Here is a 22,064-nt window from a genome sequence, read left to right on the forward strand (position 1 = left end):
CCGGTTCGGCTCGGCAGACCGCACCCTGCCGAGCCGGCACCCCCACCCCCACACCCTCACGGTTCGCACCCTGAGACGAGTTGGAGCACCGATGCCCCAGCACGTGCCTTCGCCGCTGCGTACGGCCGCCCCACCCGGCGCGCAGCTCCCGCCGGCCCCGCGCCGGATCGTCTTCCTCGCCCATCGCGACCTCGGCAACCCGGCCGCGGGCGGCTCCGAGCTGCTAGTCGACCGGCTGGCCGACGGGCTGACCCGGCTCGGCCACCAGGTGACGCTGCTGTGCGGCGGCCCCGCGGCGTTCCGGGACTACCGGGTCGTGTCGGCGGGCGGTCCGGCCGGTCACTATCTGCGCGCCCGCTCGGCGTTCGCCCGCCAGGTCGGCGCCGACTGCGATCTGCTGGTCGAGGTCTGCAACGGCATGCCGTACCTCGCCCCGCTGTGGCACCGCGGCCCCACGCTCTGCCTGGTCAACCACGTCCATACGGAGCTGTGGCGGATGCGGCTGCGCGGGCCGCTGGCGCCCGCGGCGCATCTCGGCCGAAGACTCGAACACTGGGCGCTCTCGGGAGCACAGCGGGGCAATCTGCTCGTCGCCGTCTCGCCGTCGACGGCGAACGCGCTGCACGCCATCGGGGTGGACCCGGCCCGGATCCGGCTCGTGCCCAACGGGGTCGCGGAGCCGGGCCCGCGCGCGGACCGCTCCCCCGAGCCGCTGTTCCTGGCGATGGGCCGGCTCGTCGAGTACAAGCGGATCGATCTGCTGCTGCGCCTGTGGGAGCGGGTGCGTCCGGTCACCGGCGGCCGGCTCGTGATCGTGGGCGACGGGCCCGAGGAGCCGCGCCTGCGCCACCTTGCCGGCCCCGGGGTCGAGTTCACCGGCCATGTGAGCGAGGCGGTCAAGCACCGGCTGCTGTGCGAGGCGTGGCTGCTGCTGCATCCCTCGGCGGTCGAGGGCTGGGGCCTGGTGATCACGGAGGCTGCGGCGCGCGGCACCCCGGCGGTCGGCTTCGACGTGCCCGGGGTGCGCGACTCCGTCGAGGACGGGGTCACCGGGCTGCTGGCCGGCGGCCCGTCGTCGTTCGCGGCGGCCTGGTGCACCCTCGCTCTGTCCACGCACCGCAGGGAGCTGATGGGCAAGGCGGCGGAGGAGCGCGCGGCCGGGTACCGGTGGGCCCGTACGGTGCGGCAGTTCAGAGCGGTCGCGGCGGAGGCGGTGAGGGGCCGGCAGCCATGACGGCGGACGCGGCTCTCAAAGATCCCTCCCTGAAACGGTCGGTGGCACTGTTCCGGGCGTTCCTGCGGGAGCAGCGCGACCCCGAGTCCTGTTACGCGCTGCTCGCCCGGGACGCCGCCGACCAGGTCGAGGCGTACGGGAAGGTGGCGGGCAAGGTCGTCGTGGACGTGGGCGGCGGCAGCGGTCACTTCACGCGGGAGTTCCGGGCGCGCGGCGCGCAGGGGATCCTCCTGGAGCCGGACACCCGGGAACTGGGCCCGCATCCGCCCGCGGCGACGGTCGTCGCGGACGGATATCTGCTGCCGCTGCCGGACGCGGCGGCGGACGTCACGTTCTCCTCGAACGTCCTGGAGCACGTCGCCGACCGGGACACGTTCCTGGGCGAGCTGGTGCGGGTCACGCGGCCCGACGGGCTGATCTACGTCTCGTTCACCAACTGGTTCTCCCCGTGGGGCGGGCACGAGTGGGCGCCCTGGCACTATCTGGGCGCCGACCGTGCCACGGCCCGCTACCGCCGCCGCACCGGGCACGCGCCCAAGCACACACTGGGCGAGAACCTCTTCGCCCATCACATCGGTCCGACGCTGCGCCATGTCCGCGCCCGCGACGACGTCACGGTCGTCTCGGCGCGCTCCCGCTACTGGCCGTTCCTCAGCGAGGCGGTCGCGCGGGTGCCCGGGGTGCGCGAGTTCGCCACCTGGAACCTCCTCCTCATCCTCAGGCGGTGTCCCCCATGACGACCATGGTCCAGGCCCCTCCCGCCGCGGTGACCGGCCCGGATCCCGAGCCGGGGCCGCGCTCGCGCCGCTGGCTGCTGTCCTTCTGGGCCGTGGCCTTCGTGGCGTTCTGCGCGGTCCACCCCGGCCGGGCGACGTTCGAGACGAAGCTCGGCGTCGCGTTCGACCCGTGGCACTTCATCGGGGACCTGGGCCAGTTGTGGCACGACCGGGCCGGGTTCGGCGGGCTCGCCGACCAGTACATCGGCTACGCGTTCCCGATGCTGCCGTACTACGGTCTCGCCGATCTGCTGCACGTCCCGGTGTGGCTGGCCGAGCGGCTGTGGCTGTCGATCGTGGTGACGGTGGCGTTCTGGGGCGCGCTGCGGCTCGCGGAACGCCTGCGGGTGGGCAGTCCCGGCAGCCGGCTGCTCGGCGCGGTGGCGTACGCGCTGTGGCCGACGTTCACGATCGTCATCGGCTCCACGTCGGCGGCCGCGCTGCCGGGCGCCTTCCTGCCGTGGGTGCTGCTGCCGCTCGCCGACCCCCGCACCAGCGCCCGTGTTTCGGCGGTCAGGTCGGCGCTGCTCATTCCGTTCATGGGCGGCGTGAACGCGGCGGCGACGCTGGCCTCACTGCTGCCGGTGGGCCTGTACCTGCTGTCCCGGCCGCCGTCGCCGCGCAAACGGAAGCAGATCGCGTGGTGGTTCCCGCTGGTGGTGCTCGCCACGGCGTGGTGGGTGATCCCGCTGCTCCTGCTCGGCGTGCACGGCGAGAACTTCCTGCCGTACGTGGAGAGTTCGAGGACCACGACGGAGACGATGGCGGCCACCGAGACGCTGCGCGGCGCGGGCAACTGGGTGGCGTATCTGCATCTCGGCGAGGCGTGGCTGCCCGCCGGGTGGACGGTCGCCGCGAGCGCCGTCACCGTCGTCTGCTCGGCGCTGGCCGCCGGGCTCGGCCTGGCCGGGCTCGCCCGCCGGGACGTCCCGGAGCGCCGCTGGCTGCTGCTGACCGTCATGACGGCGGCCCTCATCACCCTGGCGGGATACGGGGGTTCGTTCGGCGCGCCCTTCCACGAGACGGTCAGGGCGTGGCTGGACGGCGGTCTGTCGCCGTTCCGCAACGTGTACAAGTTCCAGACGGGCCTGGCGCTCGCGCTGGCGCTGGGCCTCGCCCACCTCGTGGGCGTGGCCGCGAATCCGCGCGGCGCCCGGCCCGTGCGCGTCCGCCGGTACGCGCCGCTGATCGCCGCGCTCCTCATCCTGCCGGGGCTCGCGTGGCCGTATCTCAACGGCTCGATCCTGCAGCCGGGTTCGTTCCAGAAGCTGCCCGCCTACTGGCGGACGACCGCCGACTGGCTGAAGAAGTACTCCCCCGACTCGCGTGCCCTCGTGGTGCCCGCGACCGCCCACGGCATCTACACCTGGGGCTCGCCCATCGACCAGCCGCTGGATGTGCTCGCCGATTCCCGGTGGGCGCAGCGCGACTTCGTCCCGTTCGGCACGGCCGGCAACCGGCGGGCTCTCGACGCGGTCGAGCAGGCGCTGATGTCGGGCGCCGAAGTCCCGGGCCTCCAGGACTACTTGAGCCGGGCCGGGCTCTACTACGTAGTGGTACGCAACGACCTCGACCCCGACCAGTTCGGCTACGTCCCCACGGCCACCGTCAAGCGCAGCCTCAGTGAGTCGGGCTTCCACCGGGTCACGGGCTTCGGCCCGACCGTGACCGGCGGCCGGATCGCCGAGAACACCCCGCCGCAGGTCGAGGGCCTGTACCCGCGCTCGCGGGCCGTGGAGGTCTACGCCCCCGACAGCGGCACCCTGCGTCCGGGGCAGGCGGGCCTGCTGCCGGTGCGCGAGACGGCCCAGGTCAGCGGTGGCCCCGAGGCACTGCTGACACTCTCCGCCGACCCCACCTTCCGCGACCGGCCCGCCGTGCTGACCGGCGACAACCATCCCGGCATCGGAACTCCCGCCCAGAACACGGCCGTTGACGGCCTGCGCCGCGCCGACACCGACTTCGGCCTGGTCAACACCCACACCTCGTACCCGTACACGGAGAGCGAACGGAACGGTCCCGGGGCCGCCGAGAACCCCGGCGGGAAGCCGAAGCAGATCCTGCCGAGCGACGGCATCGGCCATCAGACCACGGCCCGGATCGACGGGGCCCGCTCGGTGACCGCGTCCTCGTACGGCAACTGGTTGCTGCAACTGCCCCAGTTCGACCCGGTGAACGCCTTCGACGGCGATCCCGACACGGCGTGGGCGGAGGGTTCCGCCGACTCTGGGAAGGGCGAGTGGCTGCGGATCGCCTTCGACCGGCCCACCAGTGTCCCCGGCACGCTCCAGCTGACGCCGCTCCCGCAGGACGGCGGCGTGCGGGCCGCCCCCACGCGCGTACGGATCGAGACGGACAAGGGCGCCACGACCGTCCAGCTCCAGCCGGACGGCACCCGACAGACCGTCACGTCCCCCGCGGGTCGGGCGACTTGGCTGAAGGTGACGATCCTCGACACCGAGCGCGCCCGGTCCACCGCGACCGGTGCGGGTTTCTCCGAGATCAGGATTCCCGGGGTGCGGGTGACGCGCGCGCTGCGGCTGCCGGCGGACTCGGCGGGCGCCGACCGGTTCACGTTCCACCGCGCCACGGGTGACGGCGCGCTCACCCTCACCGACACCGAGGCGTCCTTCCGCCGCCACTTCACGACGGACGCGTCCGGCCGGTACACGTTCAAGGCGACGGCCACGCCCACCGCGACCGACGCGCTGGACAAGCTCCTCTACTCCGTCGCGCCCGACCAGCAGCGGAAGATCACCGCCACCGCCGACTCCACGGCGCGCATCGGCACGAACACCAGCGCCCGCAATCTCACCGACGGTGATCTGACGACCGCCTGGGTCGCGGGCGGCGACCGGCCGACGATCCATCTGCGCTGGCCGGACAAGCAGCCGGTCTCCACGCTCGTGCTGCCCGCCGCCGGCGGTCTGTCGACGCGGCCCGTGCAGATCGAGATCAGCAGTCCGGACGGCGCGGCGGTCGCGGGCGTCGACGAGAACGGGGTGGCCCGCTTCGACCCGATCACCACCGACCGGCTCGACGTCACCCTCACGCAGACGGCGCCCCTGAAGGTCTTCAACCCGCTCGCCGACGAGGATCTGCAGCTGCCCGTGGGGCTGACCGAGGCGTACATCCCGACGCTGGACGGCTACCGGGTCCAACAGCCCACGCCGGAGCGGAAGTTCAGGCTGCCCTGCGGCAAGGGTCCCGCCGTCGTCATCGACGGCACCGCGCACCGCACCTCCGTCAAGGGCACCGTCGCCGACCTCACCGAACGCCGTCCCGTCACCGTCACCCTGTGCGACGGCCTCGACCTGTCCGCCGGTCCGCACACCTTCGACACGGCGCGCGGCGGCGCCCTGGCGCTGACGACGGTCACGCTCACCGGCGCCGACGCGGCGGACGCGGCCAAGGCCACGCCCACCAGCCGCGATCTGACCGTCCGCGACTGGCTCGGCGACCGGCGCACGGTCCAGGTCGGGTCCGGCGAGGCCACGTATCTGACGATGTACGAGAACGCCAACGACGGCTGGCAGGCCACCCTCGACGGCAAGAAGCTGACCGCCCTGCGGCTCGACGGCTGGCAGCAGGCGTGGCTGGTCCCGGAGGGCGCGGGCGGCACGGTCAAGCTGTCCTACGAGCCCGCGACGACGTACGACGCGGGACTGATCGGCGCCGCGGTGGCACTGGCCACGCTGGTGGGCCTCGCGCTGTGGCGGCGCCGGGAGATTGCCGGGGAGCAGGCCGTGGCGCCGCCCGCCCCCGGGTGGATCCTCGGCGGCGTCGTGCTCACCCTCGTGGGCGTGGTGATCGCCGGGCCGTGGGCGGCGCTCGTCCCGGTGCTCGCCCTGGTCGCCCGGTGGCGGCACACCTGGCTGGTGCCGCTCGCGTTCCTGGCGATGGCGGCGGCCGGTGTCGTCGCGGCCGTGGGCGCGGGCGAGCCGGTACGGGACGGGCAGGGGGCGTACAGCGGCGCGGCCCAACTCCTCGCTCTGACCGCGCTGTTCGCCGCCGCGGTGACCGTTCCCGGACGGACGCGACGGCACGCCCAAGCGCCTCCGGCGATCGAGGAGCGCGGTCCAGGACCGAGCCCCGAGGCCCGTACCCAGGAAGGCGGCACCCCATGACCACCCTGGACGAGAACCCCACCCGCTCCCCCCGCGGCAAGCGGATCCCGTTCCCCACGGTCGACGAGGTCTCCCGGCACTGCCTCCAGGACCAGGAGCCGGAGACCGTGCACATCGAGGTGCACCTCACGGGGCGGCTGGAGGCGAGCCGGTTCAGCACGGCGTTCACCGAGGCGCTGCGCCGGCACCCCCGGATCCTGATGCGCGAGGCGCCGCGCCGCTGGTACGGCAGGCGGTACGAGTGGGAGCTGACCGAGGGGCCCGAGGTGCACCCGGTCGGCTTCCCCGCCCCGGGCCCGGACGCGCTGAAGCGGGCCCGCGCCAGGTGCCTCGACCAGGCGCCGCCGCTCACCGCGTCGCCGCCGGTCCGCGTGGAGGTGATCGAGGAGCCGAGGACGGGCACCTCGATCCTCGTCGTCACCATCAACCACACCGCGCTCGACGGCCCGGCGTGCCTGCGGGTGCTGGCCACGGCGGCCGAGCTGTACGGCGGCCGGGACAACAGTGCGCCGCCCGCCGCGCCGCCCGCTCCGGCGCCCGCCGCCGCGCAGCCCCCGCCGTCGTCGTGGGCGCGCCCGGCCCGGGTGGCTCCCGGCACGCCCGAGCCGCGGCCGGGCAACGGCCTGCTGGTCTGCGAGCTGCCCGTGCCGCGCCGTCCCAAGGGCGCCCCGTACACGGTGAACGACCAGCTGATGGTGGCCACGGCGCGCACGATCGCCTACTGGAACGAGGAGCACGGCGTCCACCGCCCGCACCGCCCGCTGCGCATCACCATGCCGGTCGACGACCGGCCACGGGACGAGACGATGCCGATCGGGAACGGCACACGACTCGTCGAAGTAGCCCTCACACCAGCCGAGTTGACACTGCCGATGCCGGAGCTGCTCCGGCGGACGGCGACCCGCACCGCCGCCCTCAAGTCCCTCGTGCGGCCCCAGCTCGGCCACGGCGCGGCCCTGTTGACGACGCCGTACGCCCCGGTCGCCTGGCGGGCCGCCGCCACCCGCGCGCTGCGCACGGCGGCCGGCCCGTGGACCTCGACGACCCTGCTCAGCAACATCGGCCGCATCCCGTACCCGCTGGACTTCGGCGACGGCGGGCGGGCGAGCGCCGTCTGGTTCTCGGCCCCGGCCCGGATGCCGCGCGGCCTGACCGTCACCACCGCGTCCACGGCGGGCCGGCTCCATCTGGCCCTGCGCTGGTCGCGCACGCTCCTGAGCCACGGCGACGGGGCGCATCTGCGCGACCTCTTCGAGCACCACCTCCACGCGACACAGGAGGAGGCACCATGAGCGCCCCCGCGAAAGCCGCCGCGAAAGCCCCGTCGAGCCTGCGCGACCTCTACGAGGACCCCGCGACCCCCGTCGCCTCCGGCACCCCGCGCACCCTGCGCCAGACCCGGCTCCTCGCCGCCGCCCTGGCCGCCGAAACCGGTTGCCGCCAGGGCGCCGTGATCCTCGACATCGGCTGCGGCGACGGCACCGCGACGGCCACGGCCGCCCGGCTGCTCCCCGCCCGGCACCGGATCGTCGGCGTCGACTGGTCGCAGGGCGCCCTGCGCCGCGCGGCGACCCGCGTCCCGCACGTCGTACGGGGCGAACTCAGCGGCCACGGGCTGCCGTTCGCGTCCGGGAGCGCCGACGCCGTCGTGTTCAGCGAGGTCGTCGAGCACCTCGTCGACCCGGACGCCGCGCTCGACGAACTCCGCCGTGTGCTGCGCCCCGGCGGCCACCTCCTCCTGTCCACCCCGAACCTGGCCGCCTGGTACAACCGGGCGCTGCTCCTCGCGGGGGTGCAACCGGTGTTCTCCGAGGTGAGCCTGCGCGCGATCCACGGCAGGCCGGGGCGCGAGGTCGTCGGCCATCTGCGGCTCTACACCCCGCGCGCACTGCGGGAGTTCGTCACGGCGTCCGGTTTCGACGTCGTACGCGTGTCAGGGGCCCCGTTCCACGGAGTGCCGCGCCCCTTGCGTCCCCTGGACCGGCTGGCCTGCGCCGCGCCGTCGCTCGCCTCGATCCTCCTGCTGCACGCCCGAAGGACGTGACCGGCGATGCCCGCCGTGGCGTGGGGCGTCGGCGCGGCCCTGCTCGCGAACACGCTGTACAGCGTCGGGTTCGTCCTGGAGAAGCGGGCCCTGACCGCGCTGCCCGAGGTGAGTGTGCGCCGGCCCGTGCGGCTGCTGCGGCACGTGGTGACCAGCCCGCTGTGGCTGGCGGGTTCGGTGGCGCTCGCCTCCGGGTTCGGCGCGCAGCTCGCCGTCTACCGGACGCTGCCGATCGCCGCGGCGCAGGGCATCTTCGTCTCCGGTCTCGTGCTGTTGCTGCTGCTGTCGGCGCGGCTGCTCGGCGAGCGGACCTCGGGGCGTGAGCGGTACGCCATCGGCGCGATCCTGGCCGCGCTGCTGATGGTCGTGCTGTCGCTGCGGCAGGGCGGCGACACCATCGGGGGCGGCGCCCCGGCCCCGCTGATCCTGACCGTGTGCCTGCCGTCGCTCGCGGCGGGCCTGTACCTGTACGCGGCGGCCGAGCGGCGCGCCCGCCACCGGCACCGGATGCCGACCACCGGGGTCGAGTACGGCGTCGCGGTCGGCCTGCTCTACGGGGTCAGCTCGCTGGCGATCAAGGGCGCGTCCGGGCTGCTGCCGGACATCCCGCGCCTGTTCGCGTCCCCGTACCCGTATCTGTTGCTGTGCACCGGCGCGTGCGGGCTCGTCATGTCGCAGGCGGCGCTCCAGCGCTGCCGGGCCTCGCTGATCGTGCCGGTGTGCACGACGGTGACGTGCCTGTTCACCGCGGTGCTCGGCACGCTCGCGTTCGGCGAGTCGCTGCCGCACGAGCCGGCGCGGCTCGCCCTGCGGGTCACCGGTACCGCGCTCGCCGTCGTCGTCCTCCTGCTGATGCCGAAGCACGACGCGGCCCCGTCCGTCGAACCGACCGCCACCCCGAGGGAGTTGATGCCCCATGAACCCTGACGACCCGCTGCTGAGGATCCTGGCCTGCCCGCTCGACAAGGGCCCGCTCGTGCTGCTGCCGGACGGCGACGCGCTGTACAACCCACGGCTGCAGCGCCGCTATCCCGTCGTCGACGGCATCCCGCAGCTGCTGCCGTCGTCCGGTGAGCAGGTCACCGAGGACGAGCACGAGCGCCTCCTGAAACGTCTCGACGAGGCCCGCCGGGTGGTCCCGTGACCACGCTCGCCGCCCGCCTCGCCCCCTGGCTGCCGGCCCGGCTCACCGCCGCCACCGCCCGCGCCCTGTACCCGCGCTTCGAGCCCGAGCTGGCCCGGCTGTCCGACATGGTGCCGTCCGGCGGCACGGCGGTCGACGTCGGCGGCTGGTACGGGCCGTGGACGCACCGCCTCGCGGCCCGCGCCCGGCAGGTGGTCACCCTGGAACCGGTTCCGCACCTGGCCCGTACCCTCGCCGCGTCGGCGCCCGCGAACGTACGGGTCGTACGGGCGGCGGCCGGGGACCGGCACGGCACGGCCCTGCTGTGGCAGCCGCCCGACGACGAGCGGGGCGAACGCGGCGTCTCCTCGCTGGTGCGCCGCGCCGGCCTGCACGCGGCGAGCGGCCACCCGGTGCCGTGCGTCACCCTCGACGAACTCGCGCTCCACGACGTGGACTTCGTGAAGATCGACGTGGACGGGGCGGAGCTGCCCGTGCTGCGCGGCGCGCACACCCTTCTGACCCGCGACCGCCCGGCCCTCTTCATCGAGCTGGAGACCCGCATCCAGCCGATCGCCCCGGTCATCGGCCATCTGCGGGCGCTCGGCTACGAGGGCTGGGTACTGCCGGGCCGCAGCTGGCTGCCGCTGCCGTCCTTCGATCTGGCGGCACACCAGCGCGGCGCCGCCCACCTGGCCGCGCAGGGGCTGCTACGACGGGCGCTCACCCCGGCGGGGCGCCGCCCCCGCTATGTGAACTCGGTGCTGTTCCTGCCGGAGGGGCGCGCCCCCGGCGCCGTACGTGGGCACGGGGCCGATGACGTAAGCGGGCACGGGGCCGACGACGTACGCGGGCACGAGTCGGACGCTGTACGCGGGCCCGGGTCCGACGACATACCCGGGCACGAGTCGGGCGACGTACGCGAGCACGGGTCGGGCGACCTGCGCGACCATGGGAGACATGCCACGCCCCACACCGGCCGCCGGCCCCGCTGACCCCTTCACCCCGCTGCACTTCCAACTCGTGCTGCTGCGCCGGATGGCCGACCACAACCCGGACCTTGTCGAGACCGCCCGCGCCGACCTGGGGGTCTCCGTCGCCGACATGCGGGAGGCGAACCGCCGCTGGCAGGCCATGGTCCGCTCGCCGCGCGCACGGGCGGCGGTCTCCCGCTACCGCTCGGTGCTGGGCGCCCCGGAGCGCACGCTGGTGCGGAAGATCGGCGACATGGAGTGCGAGGCGCTGCTGTGGCCGGTGCCGCTCTGGCCCGGCCTGCGCTTCGAGGTGCTCCTCTCCCCGCAGGGCGCGGTCTGGAACGACTGGCTGATCCGCGCCCCCGGCACGGCCGGGCCCGCGCTGCGCACCACGGCGGACCTCGTCCCGTGGTCGTGCACGGTCGACGAGGCGGCCCGCGCGTTCGCCCCGGCCCGCCCGCTGGAGGGGACCGCGCCGACCCGCTGGGGCCTGGCGTTCACGGCGCCGGACGAGGCGGGGACGCCGCGCGAGGTGCGGGCGGAGTTCACCTACGGGCTGCTGCAACGCTGGGAGACGGTCTAGGCGGGGCCACGGCGTGAGGCAGTCCGGCGCCTGCCTTCTCTCACTGCACCGCCTTGAGGATCGCCTCGGCGACCACCGGTGCCGAGCCGGGGTGCACGGCGGTCAGGAACAGGTTCGGCTCGACGAGCTCCAGCTCCATCACGCACGGCTGCCCGTCCGCGCCGTCGACCAGGTCCACGCGCGCGTACAGCAGTTGCTCCGGGCCCCCTGGGACGGCCGCCAACGCCCGCTCGGCGACGGCGCATTCGGCTTCGGTGGGCTGCCACGGCTCCAGTGACGGGTGGGCGACCTTACGGGCGTCGAAGGCGACTCCCTCGGCGAGCACGGCGCCCTTGCGGATGGAGTGCAGGAACCGGCCGCCGTAGAAGAGCACGGCGCGCTCGCCGCTGACGTCGATCCCCTCGACGTACGGCTGCACCATGGCCGTCAGGCCCTCGGTGTGCATCCGGGCCAACTGCCGCAGCGCGGCGTCCCGTTCGGCCGGGGCATAGCGGGCGGCGTAGCGGGCGCCGGCTCCGGACGTCGGCTTGACGACGAACGCGCGGTCGCGGGGCAGGTCGGGGGTGTCGCCCGGCGCGACGTACGCGGTGGGCACGGTGGGCACCCCGGCGTCGGCGAGTTCACCGAGGTACCGCTTGTCGGTGCTCCAGCGGAGCACCTCGACGGGGTTGGCGATCCGGGTGACGGCGGCGCACCGCGCGGCCCACTCCAGGAACTCGCCGCGCCGCCAGCTGTAGTCCCAGGTCGACCGGACCACGACGAGGTCGTACGCCGCCCAGTCGGCCTGCGGGTCGTCCCACGCGACGACCGAGGCGGTGGCGCCCGCGCTCTCCAACTCGGCCGCGAGCAGCGGGAGATCGCGGTCGACGGGCTGGTCGGGGCCGGGGCGATAGGTGGCGAGGGCTATATGGGGCATGCGCGGGGGGCTCCTGTGCTGCGTTCCGCTGTACGAGCTTCCTGACTCCCCGAGGCTAACGCCGGGCCCGCGCCCACACCCGGCCAGGTACGCGGGGCTGCGCCCGCGCCCCGCCAGGTAGGCGGGGCTGCGCCCGTGCCCCGCCAGGTACGCGGGGCTGCGACCGTGCCCCGTAAGGGGCGCGGGGAACTGCGCGACCAGCCCCCACCGGGGCTGCGGTCGGCGACGGCGCGACCGGGACCGAGCTGGACGCCGGATTGAAGCGCTCGCCCCGCGCCGGGGGCCGCCTTGCCCACCCTGCCGCCCATGGCGGCAGATTGCCCAAGGCGGCGCGGCAGCCGACCGGGGCGGGAAAGCCCATGGCGGCAGATTGCCCAAGGCGGCGGGGGCGACCGGGCGCCACCCCGGCCGGAAAGCCCGCGGCGGCAGTCGGCGGGGCCGGGTTCTCAGGGGCGCGGGGAACTGCGTGCCCCGGCGAGGCGGCTCGCCGTCCGACGGGGCCACGCCGAGATCAGGGTCATCCCCACCGTCGCCACGGCCGAGACGAGGAAACCACCGTGCGCCCCGCCGACATCCACCGCCCGCCCCGCGACCGCCCCGGACACCGCGATACCCGCCGCACTGGCCGACCCACCCCAGGTGAAGGCCTGCGTGAGCACCGCGCGCGGCACCGTCGACTCGGTCAGCAACGAGAACAGGATCAACAGCGGCGGCACGGCGAACCCGGTCAGCGCGAGACAGACGGCGACCGGCAGCGGAGCGTCGAGCACGGTCAGCGGCAGCACGACGGCGGCGAGCGCGGCACAGACGACGGTGCGCTGCCGGACGGGAGCCGACCGCCAGCGCCGCAACCCGTACAGCCAACCGCCCACCAGCGACGTGCAGTTGGAGACGGCGTACAGCACCGGCGCCAGGGCCGGGGTGCCGCGCCGCACGGCGTACGCGCCGATGGAGACCTGCTGGGCGCCGAAGTACACGCCCAGGACGAGAGTGATCGCGACGAGTCGGGCGAAGGCCGGGCTGAACAGGGCCCGCCCGGCCCCCTTCCGGGCCGCCCGCCCCTCGACCGGGGGCGCGGTGCGGCGCTGCGCGGCGAGCGCGAGCCCGCCGCAGACGACGAGCGCCGCGGCGAGCAGGGTGCCCAGGCGCGGGTGACCCGCCGCCCCGGCCGCGCTGACCAGGGCGGGCCCGGCGAGGAAGGAGAGCCCGTTGGCCAGCGATTCGAGGGCGTAGGCGCGCGGCAGCGCGTCGGCCGGCCCGTCGTGCAGCAGGGCCGACCAGCGGGCGGCGGCGAAGGCACTGATCTGCGGCAGCGTCGCCCCGACGAGCGCCCCGGCGACGGGGTCGGGCACCGCGCCCGTCACCAGCAGGGCGACGGCCCCGGCGTGCGCGAGGACCGTGCCGGGCAGGGTGCGCGTCTGCCCGAACCGGTCGACGAGCCGCCCCAGTTGGGGCCCGGCGAGCGCGTCGGTGACGGCGAAGCAGCCGGTGACGAGGCCCGCGTCACCGTAGGAACCGGTACGGGCGTGGACCAGCCACACCATGCCGAGCCCGGTCATGGCGAGCCCGACCCGCCCGAGGCAGGCGGAGAGGAAGAAGGCTGCGGCACCGGGGGTGCGCAGGAGAGAGCGATAGGTCGCCGACGGCACGGCGCGTCCCTTCCGTCGCCCGGCGGGACGCTTCACCACGGGGCCGTCGGCGTCCGGATGGCCGACCCGTGAGGCGCCTGAAGCCTTCCCTGACAGGCCTGGAGCGGGGACGCGCACTCCAGGCCGACTCCGTCACCGAGCAGAGTTCACGATGATGTCGATGCGGCGATCCTAGGACCAGAACTGCGCGAGCACACCTTCTTTGAACGGCTGGGGCGACACGGCCAGGTCACCGGCGAAGGGGTGGTCGAGCGTCAGGCAGAGCAGCAGACTCACGCCGATCAGCGCGGCGACGGACGCGACGAACATCAGCTGGGCGCGCAGGCTCTCGATGCCGTAGAGGAAGGTCAGCGGCAGCATGACGAGGGCGCCGCCGTAGACGAGGACGTCGAGCAGCATCGGCAAGGACTGCTCGGCGTCGGAGAGCCGGGTGCGGCGCGCCTCCGCGATCACCCCGAGCGTGGTGACGGCCTGCGTGTAGTACGTCTTCTGCGCCTCGGTCCTGGGCTCGTACGACTGGAACACCGTGTAGAGCCGCACCACTTCGGGATTGGTGAGTCCCGGGTCGGGGCTCCCCGTGCGCATCAGCGGCCACTGCTTGTCGACGACGGCGTGCACGTACGCGTCCATCGCCCCGACCACCTTGCGGTGCTGCCGCGGCGGGAACGCGGAGGCGTCCCGGAGCACTTCGGCGGTCTGGCTGGCCTCCGCGGCGACATTGGTCTGGGCCTCGCCGAGCCCTTCCCACTCCGCCACGACCACGAAGGCGAGAATGATTCCGTAGATCGCGGCGTACATGCCGAGCACGACCCCGATCATCTCGTTGTACGCGCCTGTCGCGAGCCGCGGAAACCGCCGCCGTACCAGTACGCATCCCGCGAGCGCGAGAACCACGGCCCCGCCGCCGAGCAGGGCGGCGAGGACGAGGGTACTGAAGTGATTGAGCAGCCAGATTCCCATGCCCCCGTAACCCGGCCGTCCGGCCGGGAGTTACGCCCCGCCGGGGCCGGCCGGGACGCGGCCGCCGCTCACGCGTCCGCGGGGCCGGACTCCGGGTCCCAGTCGAGCAGCCGCACCTTCGCCACCGAGCGAACGTGCCTGCGCATCGCCGCCGCGGCGCTCCGCCCGTGGCCGGCCTCGATCGCCTCCAGGATCGCCCGGTGCTGGGCCAGCGACCGCCCGGGCCGCCGGGGCTGGCGCAGCGACTCGGTGCGGGACTCGGCGATCGGCTCGTCGATCTCCTTCATGAACGCGGCGAGCAGCGCACTGTGCGCCGCCGCGGTCACCGCCCCATGGAACAGCCGGTCCCCCTCGACGCCGAGCCCGCCGGCCTCGATGTCCTCGGCCATGCGCGCGAGCGCCCCGCGCAGTGCGGCCAGGTCGCCGTCGGTGCGCCGCTCGGCGGCGAGCTCCGCGAGCTTCGTCTCCAGCGCCTCGCGCGCCTCCAGGACGTCCGGGAGCCGCTTCTTGCGCTCGACCAGGCGCTCGACGGGCTCGGCCACCTCAAGGCCGTCCCGCACCAGATACGTGCCGCCGCCGTGCCGCACCTCGACGAGGCCCTGCACCTCCAGGACGACGATGGCCTGCTTCACCGAGGCCCGGCTGACGCCGAGCCGGGCCGCGAGATCACGCTCGGTGGGCAGCCGGTCGCCCGCCCGCAGGCCACCCTCGGCGACGTACGCGCGCAGCCGGTCGAGCACCTGCTCGTACAGGCGCGGGCGCGCCCCCATCGGCCGCAGTGCGTCGGTCATCGTGGCCCTTTCGTGTGATGTGCCCGGCAGCGTACGTCCTTGACGTGGGCGGCTGCCACACGGCACGCTCGGATTGGCTGAGCCAATCAGCCACTCTGCCATCCGTCCGGATGCCCGGCAGCACAAGGAGCGCCCCGTGCCAGCACGCCCGAACCCTCTCCTGCCCGCCCTGCTCGACACCCCCGACCGGCCCGCCCTGCGGTTCGGCGACCGCGCCCTGACGTACGGCGAACTGGCGGCGGTGGCGGCCCCGCTCGCGTCCCGGATCAGCGGCTCGGCGCGGGTCGCCGTGTGGGCGACGCCCAGCCTGGAGACCGCGGTCGGCGTGGTCGCGGCGCTGCTCGCGGGGGTGGCCGCGGTGCCGCTGAACCCGAAGTCGGGCGGCAGCGAGCTGGGGCACATCGTGAAGGACAGCGCCCCGGAGGCGATCCTCGCGGCGCCGGACGCCGAACTGCCCTCCGCGCTCGCCGCGTTGCCCCGGATCGACGTGGACGCGGACGCGCCCGTGCCGGCGAAGGTCCCGGCGCTGCCGCCCGAGCCGGCCGACCCGGCGACGCCCGCCTTCGTCGTCTACACCTCGGGCACGACGGGCCCGCCCAAGGGCGCCGTGCTGCCGCGCCGCGCGGTCTCCTCGACCCTCGACGCGCTCGGGGACGCCTGGCGGTGGACGGCGGCGGACACCCTGGTGCACGGCCTTCCGCTGTTCCACGTGCACGGTCTGATCCTCGGGGTCATCGGCCCGCTGCGGCGCGGCGGCGCGGTCCGCCACCTGGGCCGTTTCAGCACGGAGGGGGTGACCCGCGAGCTCTCCTCCGGGGCCACGATGCTGTTCGGCGTCCCGACGATGTACCACCGCATCGCGGAGTCCCTGCCGACCGACCCGGCCCTCGCGAAGGCCCTCGCCGCCGCCCGGCTGCTGGTCTCGGGCTCGGCGGCGCTGCCCGTGCACGACCACGAGCGGATCACGTCGGCGACGGGGCAGCGGGTCGTCGAGCGGTACGGCATGACGGAGACCCTGATGAACACGTCCGTCCGCGCGGACGGCGAGCCGCGTCCCGGCACGGTGGGCGTGCCGCTGCCGGGCGTGGAGCTGCGGCTCACGGAGGACGACGGCGTCACCGAGGTACCGTCCGGCGACCCGGAGACGGTCGGCGAGATCCAGGTGCGCGGTGCGAACCTGTTCCTGCACTACCTCAACCGCCCCGACGCGACCGAGGCGGCGTTCGCGCCGGGCGGCTGGTTCCGTACGGGCGACATGGCGGTCCGCGACCCCGACGGCTATGTCCGCATCATCGGCCGCAAGGCCACCGACCTGATCAAGAGCGGCGGCTACAAGATCGGCGCGGGCGAGATCGAGAACGCGCTCCTGGAGCACCCGGGCGTCAAGGAGGCCGCGGTCACCGGCGCCCCCGACGAGGACCTCGGCGAGCGGGTGGTGGCGTGGATCGTTCCGGCCGACGCCGAACAACCGCCGGGCGAGGGTGAGTTGGCGGACCACGTGGCGGCGCGCCTGGCCCCGCACAAGCGCCCGCGCACGGTCCACTACCTGGCGGCCCTCCCCCGCAACGACATGGGCAAGATCCTCAAGCGGGCGCTCGGTCATGGCTGAGCCGTCCGCCGATCCCCTCGGCTGGCCCGGCTACGAAGAAGCCCGGGCCGCAGCCGCCGCCCGTGGTGCCCCCGAATCCGTCACCACCGGGACCGCCGCCTTCGAGGGGACCGCCGCCATGGTCGTCACCTTCCACTTCGCGCACCTGGGCGGCTCCCTGGGCCGGGCGGCCGGGGACCGGATCGTGGCGGCCCACGAGCACGCCCGCCGCCACCGCCTCCCCGTGGTCGCCCTGGTGGCCACCGGCGGCAGCCGGATGCAGGAGGGCATGATCGCGCTGACCCAACTCCAGCGCGTGGCGGGTGAGATGGCGCTGACCAGGGCCGCGGGCCTGCCGCAGATCACGGTGGCCCTCGACCCGACGACGGGCGGCGGCTGGGCCACCCTGGGCGCGGGCGCCGACCTCACCCTCGCGGCGCCGGGCGCGCAGATCGGCTTCGCGGGCTCCCGGGTCCGCCCGAAGGACGCGGACCCGGCGGCGTACACGGCGGAGGGCCAGCTCGCGGCGGGCTCGATCGACGCGATCGTGCGCCCGGAGGAACGGGACGCCACCCTCGCCCGGTGGCTGCGCCTGCTGACCCGGCGCAGCGCCGCACCGGCGCCCGTCCCGCACGCCCTGGGCCGCACCGCCCTGCCGCCCACCGGCTGGGAGGCCGTGCGCCGCGCCCGCGCCCCCGAACGGCCGCGCGCGGAGGCGTACTTGGCCGCGTACTTCACGGACCGCGCGCAGCTGCACGGCGACCGGGCGGGCGGCACCGACGGCGCGGGCATGCTGTGCGGTTTCGGCACCCACGAGGGCCGGACCGTCGCCTACGCGGCCCAGACCGGGACGGCGACGAGGCCCGCGGGCTACCGCACCGCGGCCCGGCTGATCCGGCTCGCGGGCCGTCTCGGCATCCCGGTGCTCACGCTGATCGACACTCCGGGCGCGGCGAACGACGCGGCGGCGGAGCGTGCGGGGGCGGGTCCGGCGATCGCCGAGGCGTTTCTCGCGGTCGCCGAGTCACCGGTGCCGGTCACGACGCTGGTGATCGGTGAGGGCGGCTCCGGCGGCGCGCTGGCGCTCGCGGCGCCCGGCAACACCTGGGTGGCGCCGGACGCGTACTTCTCCGTCATCGCGCCCGAACTGGCCGCCGCCATCCTGAAACGCCCGCCCGACCAGGCGGAACGCACCGCGGACCAACTCCGGCTCAGGCCTCAGGACTTGATGGAACTCGGGGTCGTGCGGGGCATCGCGCCGGGACCACAGGAAACGAACAAGCGCGCAGTTGTTCCCTAGAACAGGTGGTCGTCGCTGGAGAGTTTGCATGTGGCTGTGATGACCAACGATGCTTACAGGGCGCAAGCAACGGGCTGCAGACCGTAGCGAAACGCATCGCGATGCACGTGCAAGTCCCACCACATGCAACAGACTTCAGGAGAACGCGCCACATGAACGTCATCACCGACATCGTCGCCGGCCTCGCCCACTTCCTCGGCTGGCTGATCTAACGGCGTCGGACGCCGAAGCGGCGCCGTCTCCCCCGGTCCCACGGGGAGGCGGCGCCGCCGCGTTTCTACCGCACTGCCGCACTACCGCCGCACGGCAACGGCCCGCACGATCTCCTGGCTGACGGATCCTCCCTCGTCATCGCTCGCGGAGGCCCGCAGCGAGACGTACCGCGCGTCGCCCGGCACGTTCAACTCGCCCTTCCAGGAGGCGTCTTCACCCTTGAGGGCCACGGTCTTCCAGGTGGCGCCGTCGTCGTACGACACCTCCAGCTCGCCGCCGCCGAGCGTCCCGGTGTCCGCCGCGCCCGCCACGTACGCGGCGAAGAGGCCGACCGGCAGCCGCGCACCGGCCCGGACCGTGCCCTTCAGGTCGGTGTCGACGTCGAAACCCAGGTTGATCAGGGGCAGCGTCGTCCACTGGTCGTCCGGGGTCGCGGCCGACTTGAAGGTCCACTCCGAGTGGCCCTTGGTCGCCAGTCCCCAGCGGTCGCCGTCGAGCTGGGTGTCGGTGGCGACCTTGTAGGTGTGCTCGGCCGGGTCGGCGTCCCACACATAGGCGCCGGAGCTCACGTTGCGGTCGGCCTCGGTCCCGTCGACGTACACCGTCGTGAACTGCTGCATCCCGGACGTCTCGCTGTACGCGTCACCGAAGCCGGTGTGGTCGGGGCCCGAGTCGCCCCAGCCGGGCGTGTTGAACTGAAGGGTGTTGCCGGAGCGCTGCTGCCCCCAGCCGAGGCCGGTGCCCAGCCACGGGTGCCAGACCGGCTTGAACCAGTCGAGCTCCTTGTGCGTACCGCCCTTGTACGAGATCAGGCCGCTGCGCTGCTCCCAGTCCGTCGGGCCCGCCTGCACGGACTCCATCCACTGCAGGCCCGCGCCGGTGGAGACGTAGTCGGTGCGTTCGGCCGGGTAGGCGACCGATTCCAGGAAGCCGAGGCCGACGGTGAAGGTGTCGGTGAGCGAGTAGCGGAACTCGGCGCCGGGCTGCGGTTTCACGGCGTGGAACTTGGTGTCCAGGACGGCGAGTTCACGGTCGTCCGGCTCGTACGTGAGATCGCTCCTGGGGATCGATCCCTTGTGCTGGTCGGTGAGGTCGTACACCCACGGTGTGTACCGGGTGCCGGTCATACCGACCGTGCGGCCGTCCTTCGCCGCGGCGGCGAGGACCGCGGCGCCCTGCGCGTCGACGGTCGCGATCTGCAGCGGCCGGTCGGTGTTGTCGTCGGTGCCGAAGTAGGTGTTGAGGCGGCCCGCCGTCGTGTCGGTGACGAACAGGGCCCTGGCGCCCGCGTCCTGGGCGGCCTGGGCGATCCCGGCCGGGGGCGTGGCCCCGTCGGCGTGTACGAGGACGGCCTTGCCGCGCACGTTCTTGCCCGTGTAGTCGGCGGGCGCGCCGGTGCCCGCGTCGACGACCCCGAGCCGGCTGCGGCCCTCGATCAGCGTGCCGCCGGCCTGCACGAGGGTGTCGCGCACCCCGTCGACCTGGAGCATCGGCTTCCCGAGCCGCCACACGGTCCGGTAGACGTAACTGCCCTCGCTGACCTTGCGGGTGGGCGCGGCGAAGACGCTGTCGTACGCGACGGGCAGCTGTACGGCGTTCGTGATCTCGGCGCCGTTCGCCTTGCGGTCGGCCTCCATGATGAGCTGCCGGGTCTCGGCGGTCCGCCCGACGTCGGCGGCGACCTCCCTCAACTGCCGCCCGTCCAGGGTGATGTCACGGTCCTGGTCGAGCTTGACCTCCGGGTCGGCGAGATAGCCGAGGCCCAGCGAGTCCTTGCCGTGGCTGCCGCGCACGTTCAGGAACGAGTCGACGTAGTACGTGCCCGGCTTCAGCCGCAGCTCGACCGTGCCGTCGTCGCCGACCTCGTACCCCTGCGGGTCGACGCCCGCGGCGAGCTGCTGCACGGCGATGAACGCGCCGGAGGGGGCGCCGTCGCGGTCCTTCACATGGACGGTGAGCGTGTACCGCTCGTCCTCCTTGACCATGCCGAACGCCGTGTGCGCGACCTCCTTGCCGGCCGCGCTCGCCGTGATCCGCCCGCTGGTGTTCCCGACGGCGGCCTTGGCGCCGTCGCCGGTGACCGTGGTGGAGGCGGTGCCGTGCGCGGGGACGGTCAGGGTGGAGTCCTTGAGGGTGGCGACCCCGTCGGGCGCGCCCGTGACGGCGAGACTCAACTCGACCGCGGAGTCTGAGGAGTTGGAGTAGGTGACGGTCCTGGTGACCGGGCCATTGCCGCTGTACGGCCACTTGTAGAACCCGAGATCGGCGCTGCCGGTGGCGGTGATGTCGGCGCCGACGGCGTCCGGCACGCTCACCCGGCCCGCGCCCAACGCGTAGGCGGAGGCGTCGAGTTCCTTGCTGCTGGACATCAGCGCGTCCTTGAGCTGCGCGCCGGTCCAGTCCGGGTGCTCCTGGGCGAGGAGCGCGGCGACACCCGCGACGTGCGGCGTCGCCATCGACGTACCGCTCATCGTCGTGTACGCGCCCTCGCCGGAGACCAGCGAGGAGCGGGCGGCGAGGATGTCGACGCCGGGCGCGGAGACGTCGGGCTTGAGGGCGTTGTCGCCGATGCGCGGGCCCTGGCTGGTGAAGTAGGCGGCCTGGTCGTCGGCGTCGACGGCGCCGACGGTCAGCGCGGCGTCGGCGGCGCCGGGCGAGCCGATGGTGCCGGGGGCGCCGTAGTTGCCCGCGGCGACGACGAAGAGGGCGCCGGTCTCCTGGGAGAGGGAGTTGACGGCGGCGGCCATCGGGTCGGTGCCGTCGCTGGCCACGTCCGAGCCGAGGCTCATGGAGACGATCTTCGCCTTGATGTCCTTGGCGGCCCACTCCATGCCGGCGATGATCTGCGACTCGGTGCCGGAGCCCTCGTTGCTGAGCACCTTGCCGACGGCGAGCGTGGCGTCGGGGGCGACGCCCTTCTCCTTGCCGTCGGAGGCGGCGCCCGAACCGCCGACCGTCGAGGTGACGTGGGTGCCGTGCCCGTTGGCGTCGGCGACGTCCTGGCCCTCGATGAAGGACTTCGACTCGGTGACGCGCGAGGCGAGGTCGGGGTGGGTGGTGTCGTACCCGCTGTCGAGGACGGCGACCTTCACGCCCTTGCCGGTGAGCCCGGCCTCCCAGGCCTTCGGGGTGCCGATCTGCGCGTTGCTCTCGGCCATGTCGGCGGTGACCCGCGCGTCCAGCCACACCTTGCCCAGGCCGTCCCCGAGTCCGGTGCCGGAGGCGCTGGTGACGCCCTTCCAGAAAGTCCGTCCCTTGTCGGCGTCGACGGCGGCGCCGCCGATGCTGGGCAGGGCGCGGGTCCGCTCGGCGCCCTTGGGCAGGGCGGCCGCGGTGCGGGCCCGCTTGCCGTCGTAGGTCACGATGAGGGGCGTCGCGTCGGCCTTGGCGTCCGCGAGCCCCTGCCGTATCAGCTCGCTGACGTCGAAGAGCCGCTTGTCGAGGGTGCCGGCGGCGAGGTAGGGCCGGGCCTCGTCGGGCACGACGGTGATGTCACCGTCCGACACCTGGGTGCGGACGGCGCCGGTCGCGCCCTTGGCCCGCTCGACGGTGACGGTCCTGTGGCCGCCGCCGAGGTCGGTGACGGTCACCTTGTCGCCGGTCACCAGGGTGACGGTGTGCGCGGCGGAGGCGGCCTTGGTGGACGGCGCCGCGGTCGCGGCGTGCGAGCCGCCGGCGGGCAGCAGCGCGAACGCCAGCCCGGCGGACAGCAGGGCCGCGCCGCGTCTCGAGTGTCTCGCGGCAGGTCCTCTGGTCATCGTTGCCTCTCTCCGTAGGCCTCGGATC

At 74.2% G+C, this 22,064-nt stretch carries 16 protein-coding genes; 11 read left to right on the forward strand and 5 right to left on the reverse strand.

Going from position 1 to position 22,064, the window contains the following annotated elements; genetic code table 11:
• The first annotated feature begins 91 nt into the window (after positions 1–91).
• Genes J3486_RS37150 through J3486_RS37190 form a run of 9 tightly spaced genes read left to right on the forward strand, consistent with a single transcriptional unit; the run spans position 92 to position 10,861 of the window.
• Positions 92–1,234 carry a glycosyltransferase family 4 protein gene (locus J3486_RS37150; RefSeq protein ID WP_207828234.1) on the forward strand — a complete coding sequence of 381 codons (1,143 nt, stop codon included), beginning with the start codon at positions 92–94 and terminating at the stop codon, positions 1,232–1,234.
• Positions 1,231–1,971 carry a class I SAM-dependent methyltransferase gene (locus J3486_RS37155; RefSeq protein WP_207828235.1) on the forward strand — a complete coding sequence of 247 codons (741 nt, stop codon included), beginning with the start codon at positions 1,231–1,233 and terminating at the stop codon, positions 1,969–1,971. Before J3486_RS37150 ends, J3486_RS37155 begins: the two co-directional genes overlap by 4 nt.
• Positions 1,968–6,137 carry an alpha-(1->3)-arabinofuranosyltransferase family protein gene (locus J3486_RS37160; RefSeq protein ID WP_207828236.1) on the forward strand — a complete coding sequence of 1,390 codons (4,170 nt, stop codon included), beginning with the start codon at positions 1,968–1,970 and terminating at the stop codon, positions 6,135–6,137. Before J3486_RS37155 ends, J3486_RS37160 begins: the two co-directional genes overlap by 4 nt.
• A complete protein-coding gene (locus J3486_RS37165) occupies positions 6,134–7,429 on the forward strand; it encodes a condensation protein (RefSeq protein WP_207828237.1) in 1,296 nt (431 codons plus the stop codon). Before J3486_RS37160 ends, J3486_RS37165 begins: the two co-directional genes overlap by 4 nt.
• Positions 7,426–8,181 carry a bifunctional 2-polyprenyl-6-hydroxyphenol methylase/3-demethylubiquinol 3-O-methyltransferase UbiG gene (locus J3486_RS37170; protein WP_207828238.1) on the forward strand — a complete coding sequence of 252 codons (756 nt, stop codon included), beginning with the start codon at positions 7,426–7,428 and terminating at the stop codon, positions 8,179–8,181. The genes J3486_RS37165 and J3486_RS37170 overlap by 4 nt, the downstream gene beginning before the upstream one ends.
• Before the next feature lie 6 nt (positions 8,182–8,187).
• A complete protein-coding gene (locus J3486_RS37175; RefSeq protein WP_207828239.1) occupies positions 8,188–9,108 on the forward strand; it encodes a hypothetical protein in 921 nt (306 codons plus the stop codon).
• Positions 9,098–9,325: a Trm112 family protein gene (locus J3486_RS37180; RefSeq protein ID WP_207828241.1), complete on the forward strand. Its 228-nt coding sequence runs from the start codon at positions 9,098–9,100 to the stop codon at positions 9,323–9,325. The genes J3486_RS37175 and J3486_RS37180 overlap by 11 nt, the downstream gene beginning before the upstream one ends.
• Entirely contained in the window at positions 9,322–10,299 is a 978-nt protein-coding gene (locus J3486_RS37185; RefSeq protein WP_207828243.1) for an FkbM family methyltransferase, read from the forward strand. Before J3486_RS37180 ends, J3486_RS37185 begins: the two co-directional genes overlap by 4 nt.
• Positions 10,265–10,861, forward strand: a complete 597-nt coding sequence (locus J3486_RS37190; protein ID WP_207828245.1) for a hypothetical protein — start codon at positions 10,265–10,267, stop codon at positions 10,859–10,861. Before J3486_RS37185 ends, J3486_RS37190 begins: the two co-directional genes overlap by 35 nt.
• A 40-nt stretch (positions 10,862–10,901) precedes the next feature.
• Here the strand turns inward: J3486_RS37190 and J3486_RS37195 are convergent, their stop codons facing one another.
• From J3486_RS37195 to J3486_RS37210, 4 genes are all read right to left on the reverse strand, one after another.
• Entirely contained in the window at positions 10,902–11,777 is an 876-nt protein-coding gene (locus J3486_RS37195) for a RimK family alpha-L-glutamate ligase (protein WP_207828247.1), read from the reverse strand.
• 446 nt (positions 11,778–12,223) lie between these two features.
• The gene (locus tag J3486_RS37200; protein WP_207828249.1) at positions 12,224–13,426 is read right to left on the reverse strand and encodes an MFS transporter; all 1,203 of its coding nucleotides are present in this window, start codon (positions 13,424–13,426) and stop codon (positions 12,224–12,226) included.
• Positions 13,427–13,597: 171 nt separating this feature from the next.
• Positions 13,598–14,386: a DUF4239 domain-containing protein gene (locus tag J3486_RS37205; RefSeq protein WP_207828251.1), complete on the reverse strand. Its 789-nt coding sequence runs from the start codon at positions 14,384–14,386 to the stop codon at positions 13,598–13,600.
• Between the two features lie 68 nt (positions 14,387–14,454).
• The gene (locus tag J3486_RS37210; protein WP_207828253.1) at positions 14,455–15,177 is read right to left on the reverse strand and encodes a FadR/GntR family transcriptional regulator; all 723 of its coding nucleotides are present in this window, start codon (positions 15,175–15,177) and stop codon (positions 14,455–14,457) included.
• Positions 15,178–15,313: 136 nt separating this feature from the next.
• Here J3486_RS37210 and J3486_RS37215 point away from each other — a divergent pair, with 136 nt between their 5' ends.
• Together J3486_RS37215 and J3486_RS37220 are read left to right on the forward strand one after the other, a co-directional pair.
• Complete coding sequence (locus tag J3486_RS37215; protein ID WP_207828255.1) at positions 15,314–16,786, forward strand: acyl-CoA synthetase; 1,473 nt, start codon at positions 15,314–15,316, stop codon at positions 16,784–16,786.
• On the forward strand, positions 16,779–18,065 hold the full coding sequence (locus J3486_RS37220; protein ID WP_207828257.1) for a carboxyl transferase domain-containing protein: 1,287 nt from the start codon (positions 16,779–16,781) through the stop codon (positions 18,063–18,065). The genes J3486_RS37215 and J3486_RS37220 overlap by 8 nt, the downstream gene beginning before the upstream one ends.
• 293 nt (positions 18,066–18,358) lie before the next feature.
• Here the strand turns inward: J3486_RS37220 and J3486_RS37225 are convergent, their stop codons facing one another.
• Positions 18,359–22,036 (reverse strand): S8 family serine peptidase, encoded by a 3,678-nt coding sequence (locus tag J3486_RS37225; protein ID WP_207828259.1) that lies wholly within the window; start codon positions 22,034–22,036, stop codon positions 18,359–18,361.
• Positions 22,037–22,064 lie beyond the last annotated feature (28 nt).

This window comes from Streptomyces sp. VRA16 Mangrove soil (assembly GCF_017377775.1).
Classification (GTDB): Bacteria; Actinomycetota; Actinomycetes; order Streptomycetales; family Streptomycetaceae; genus Streptomyces.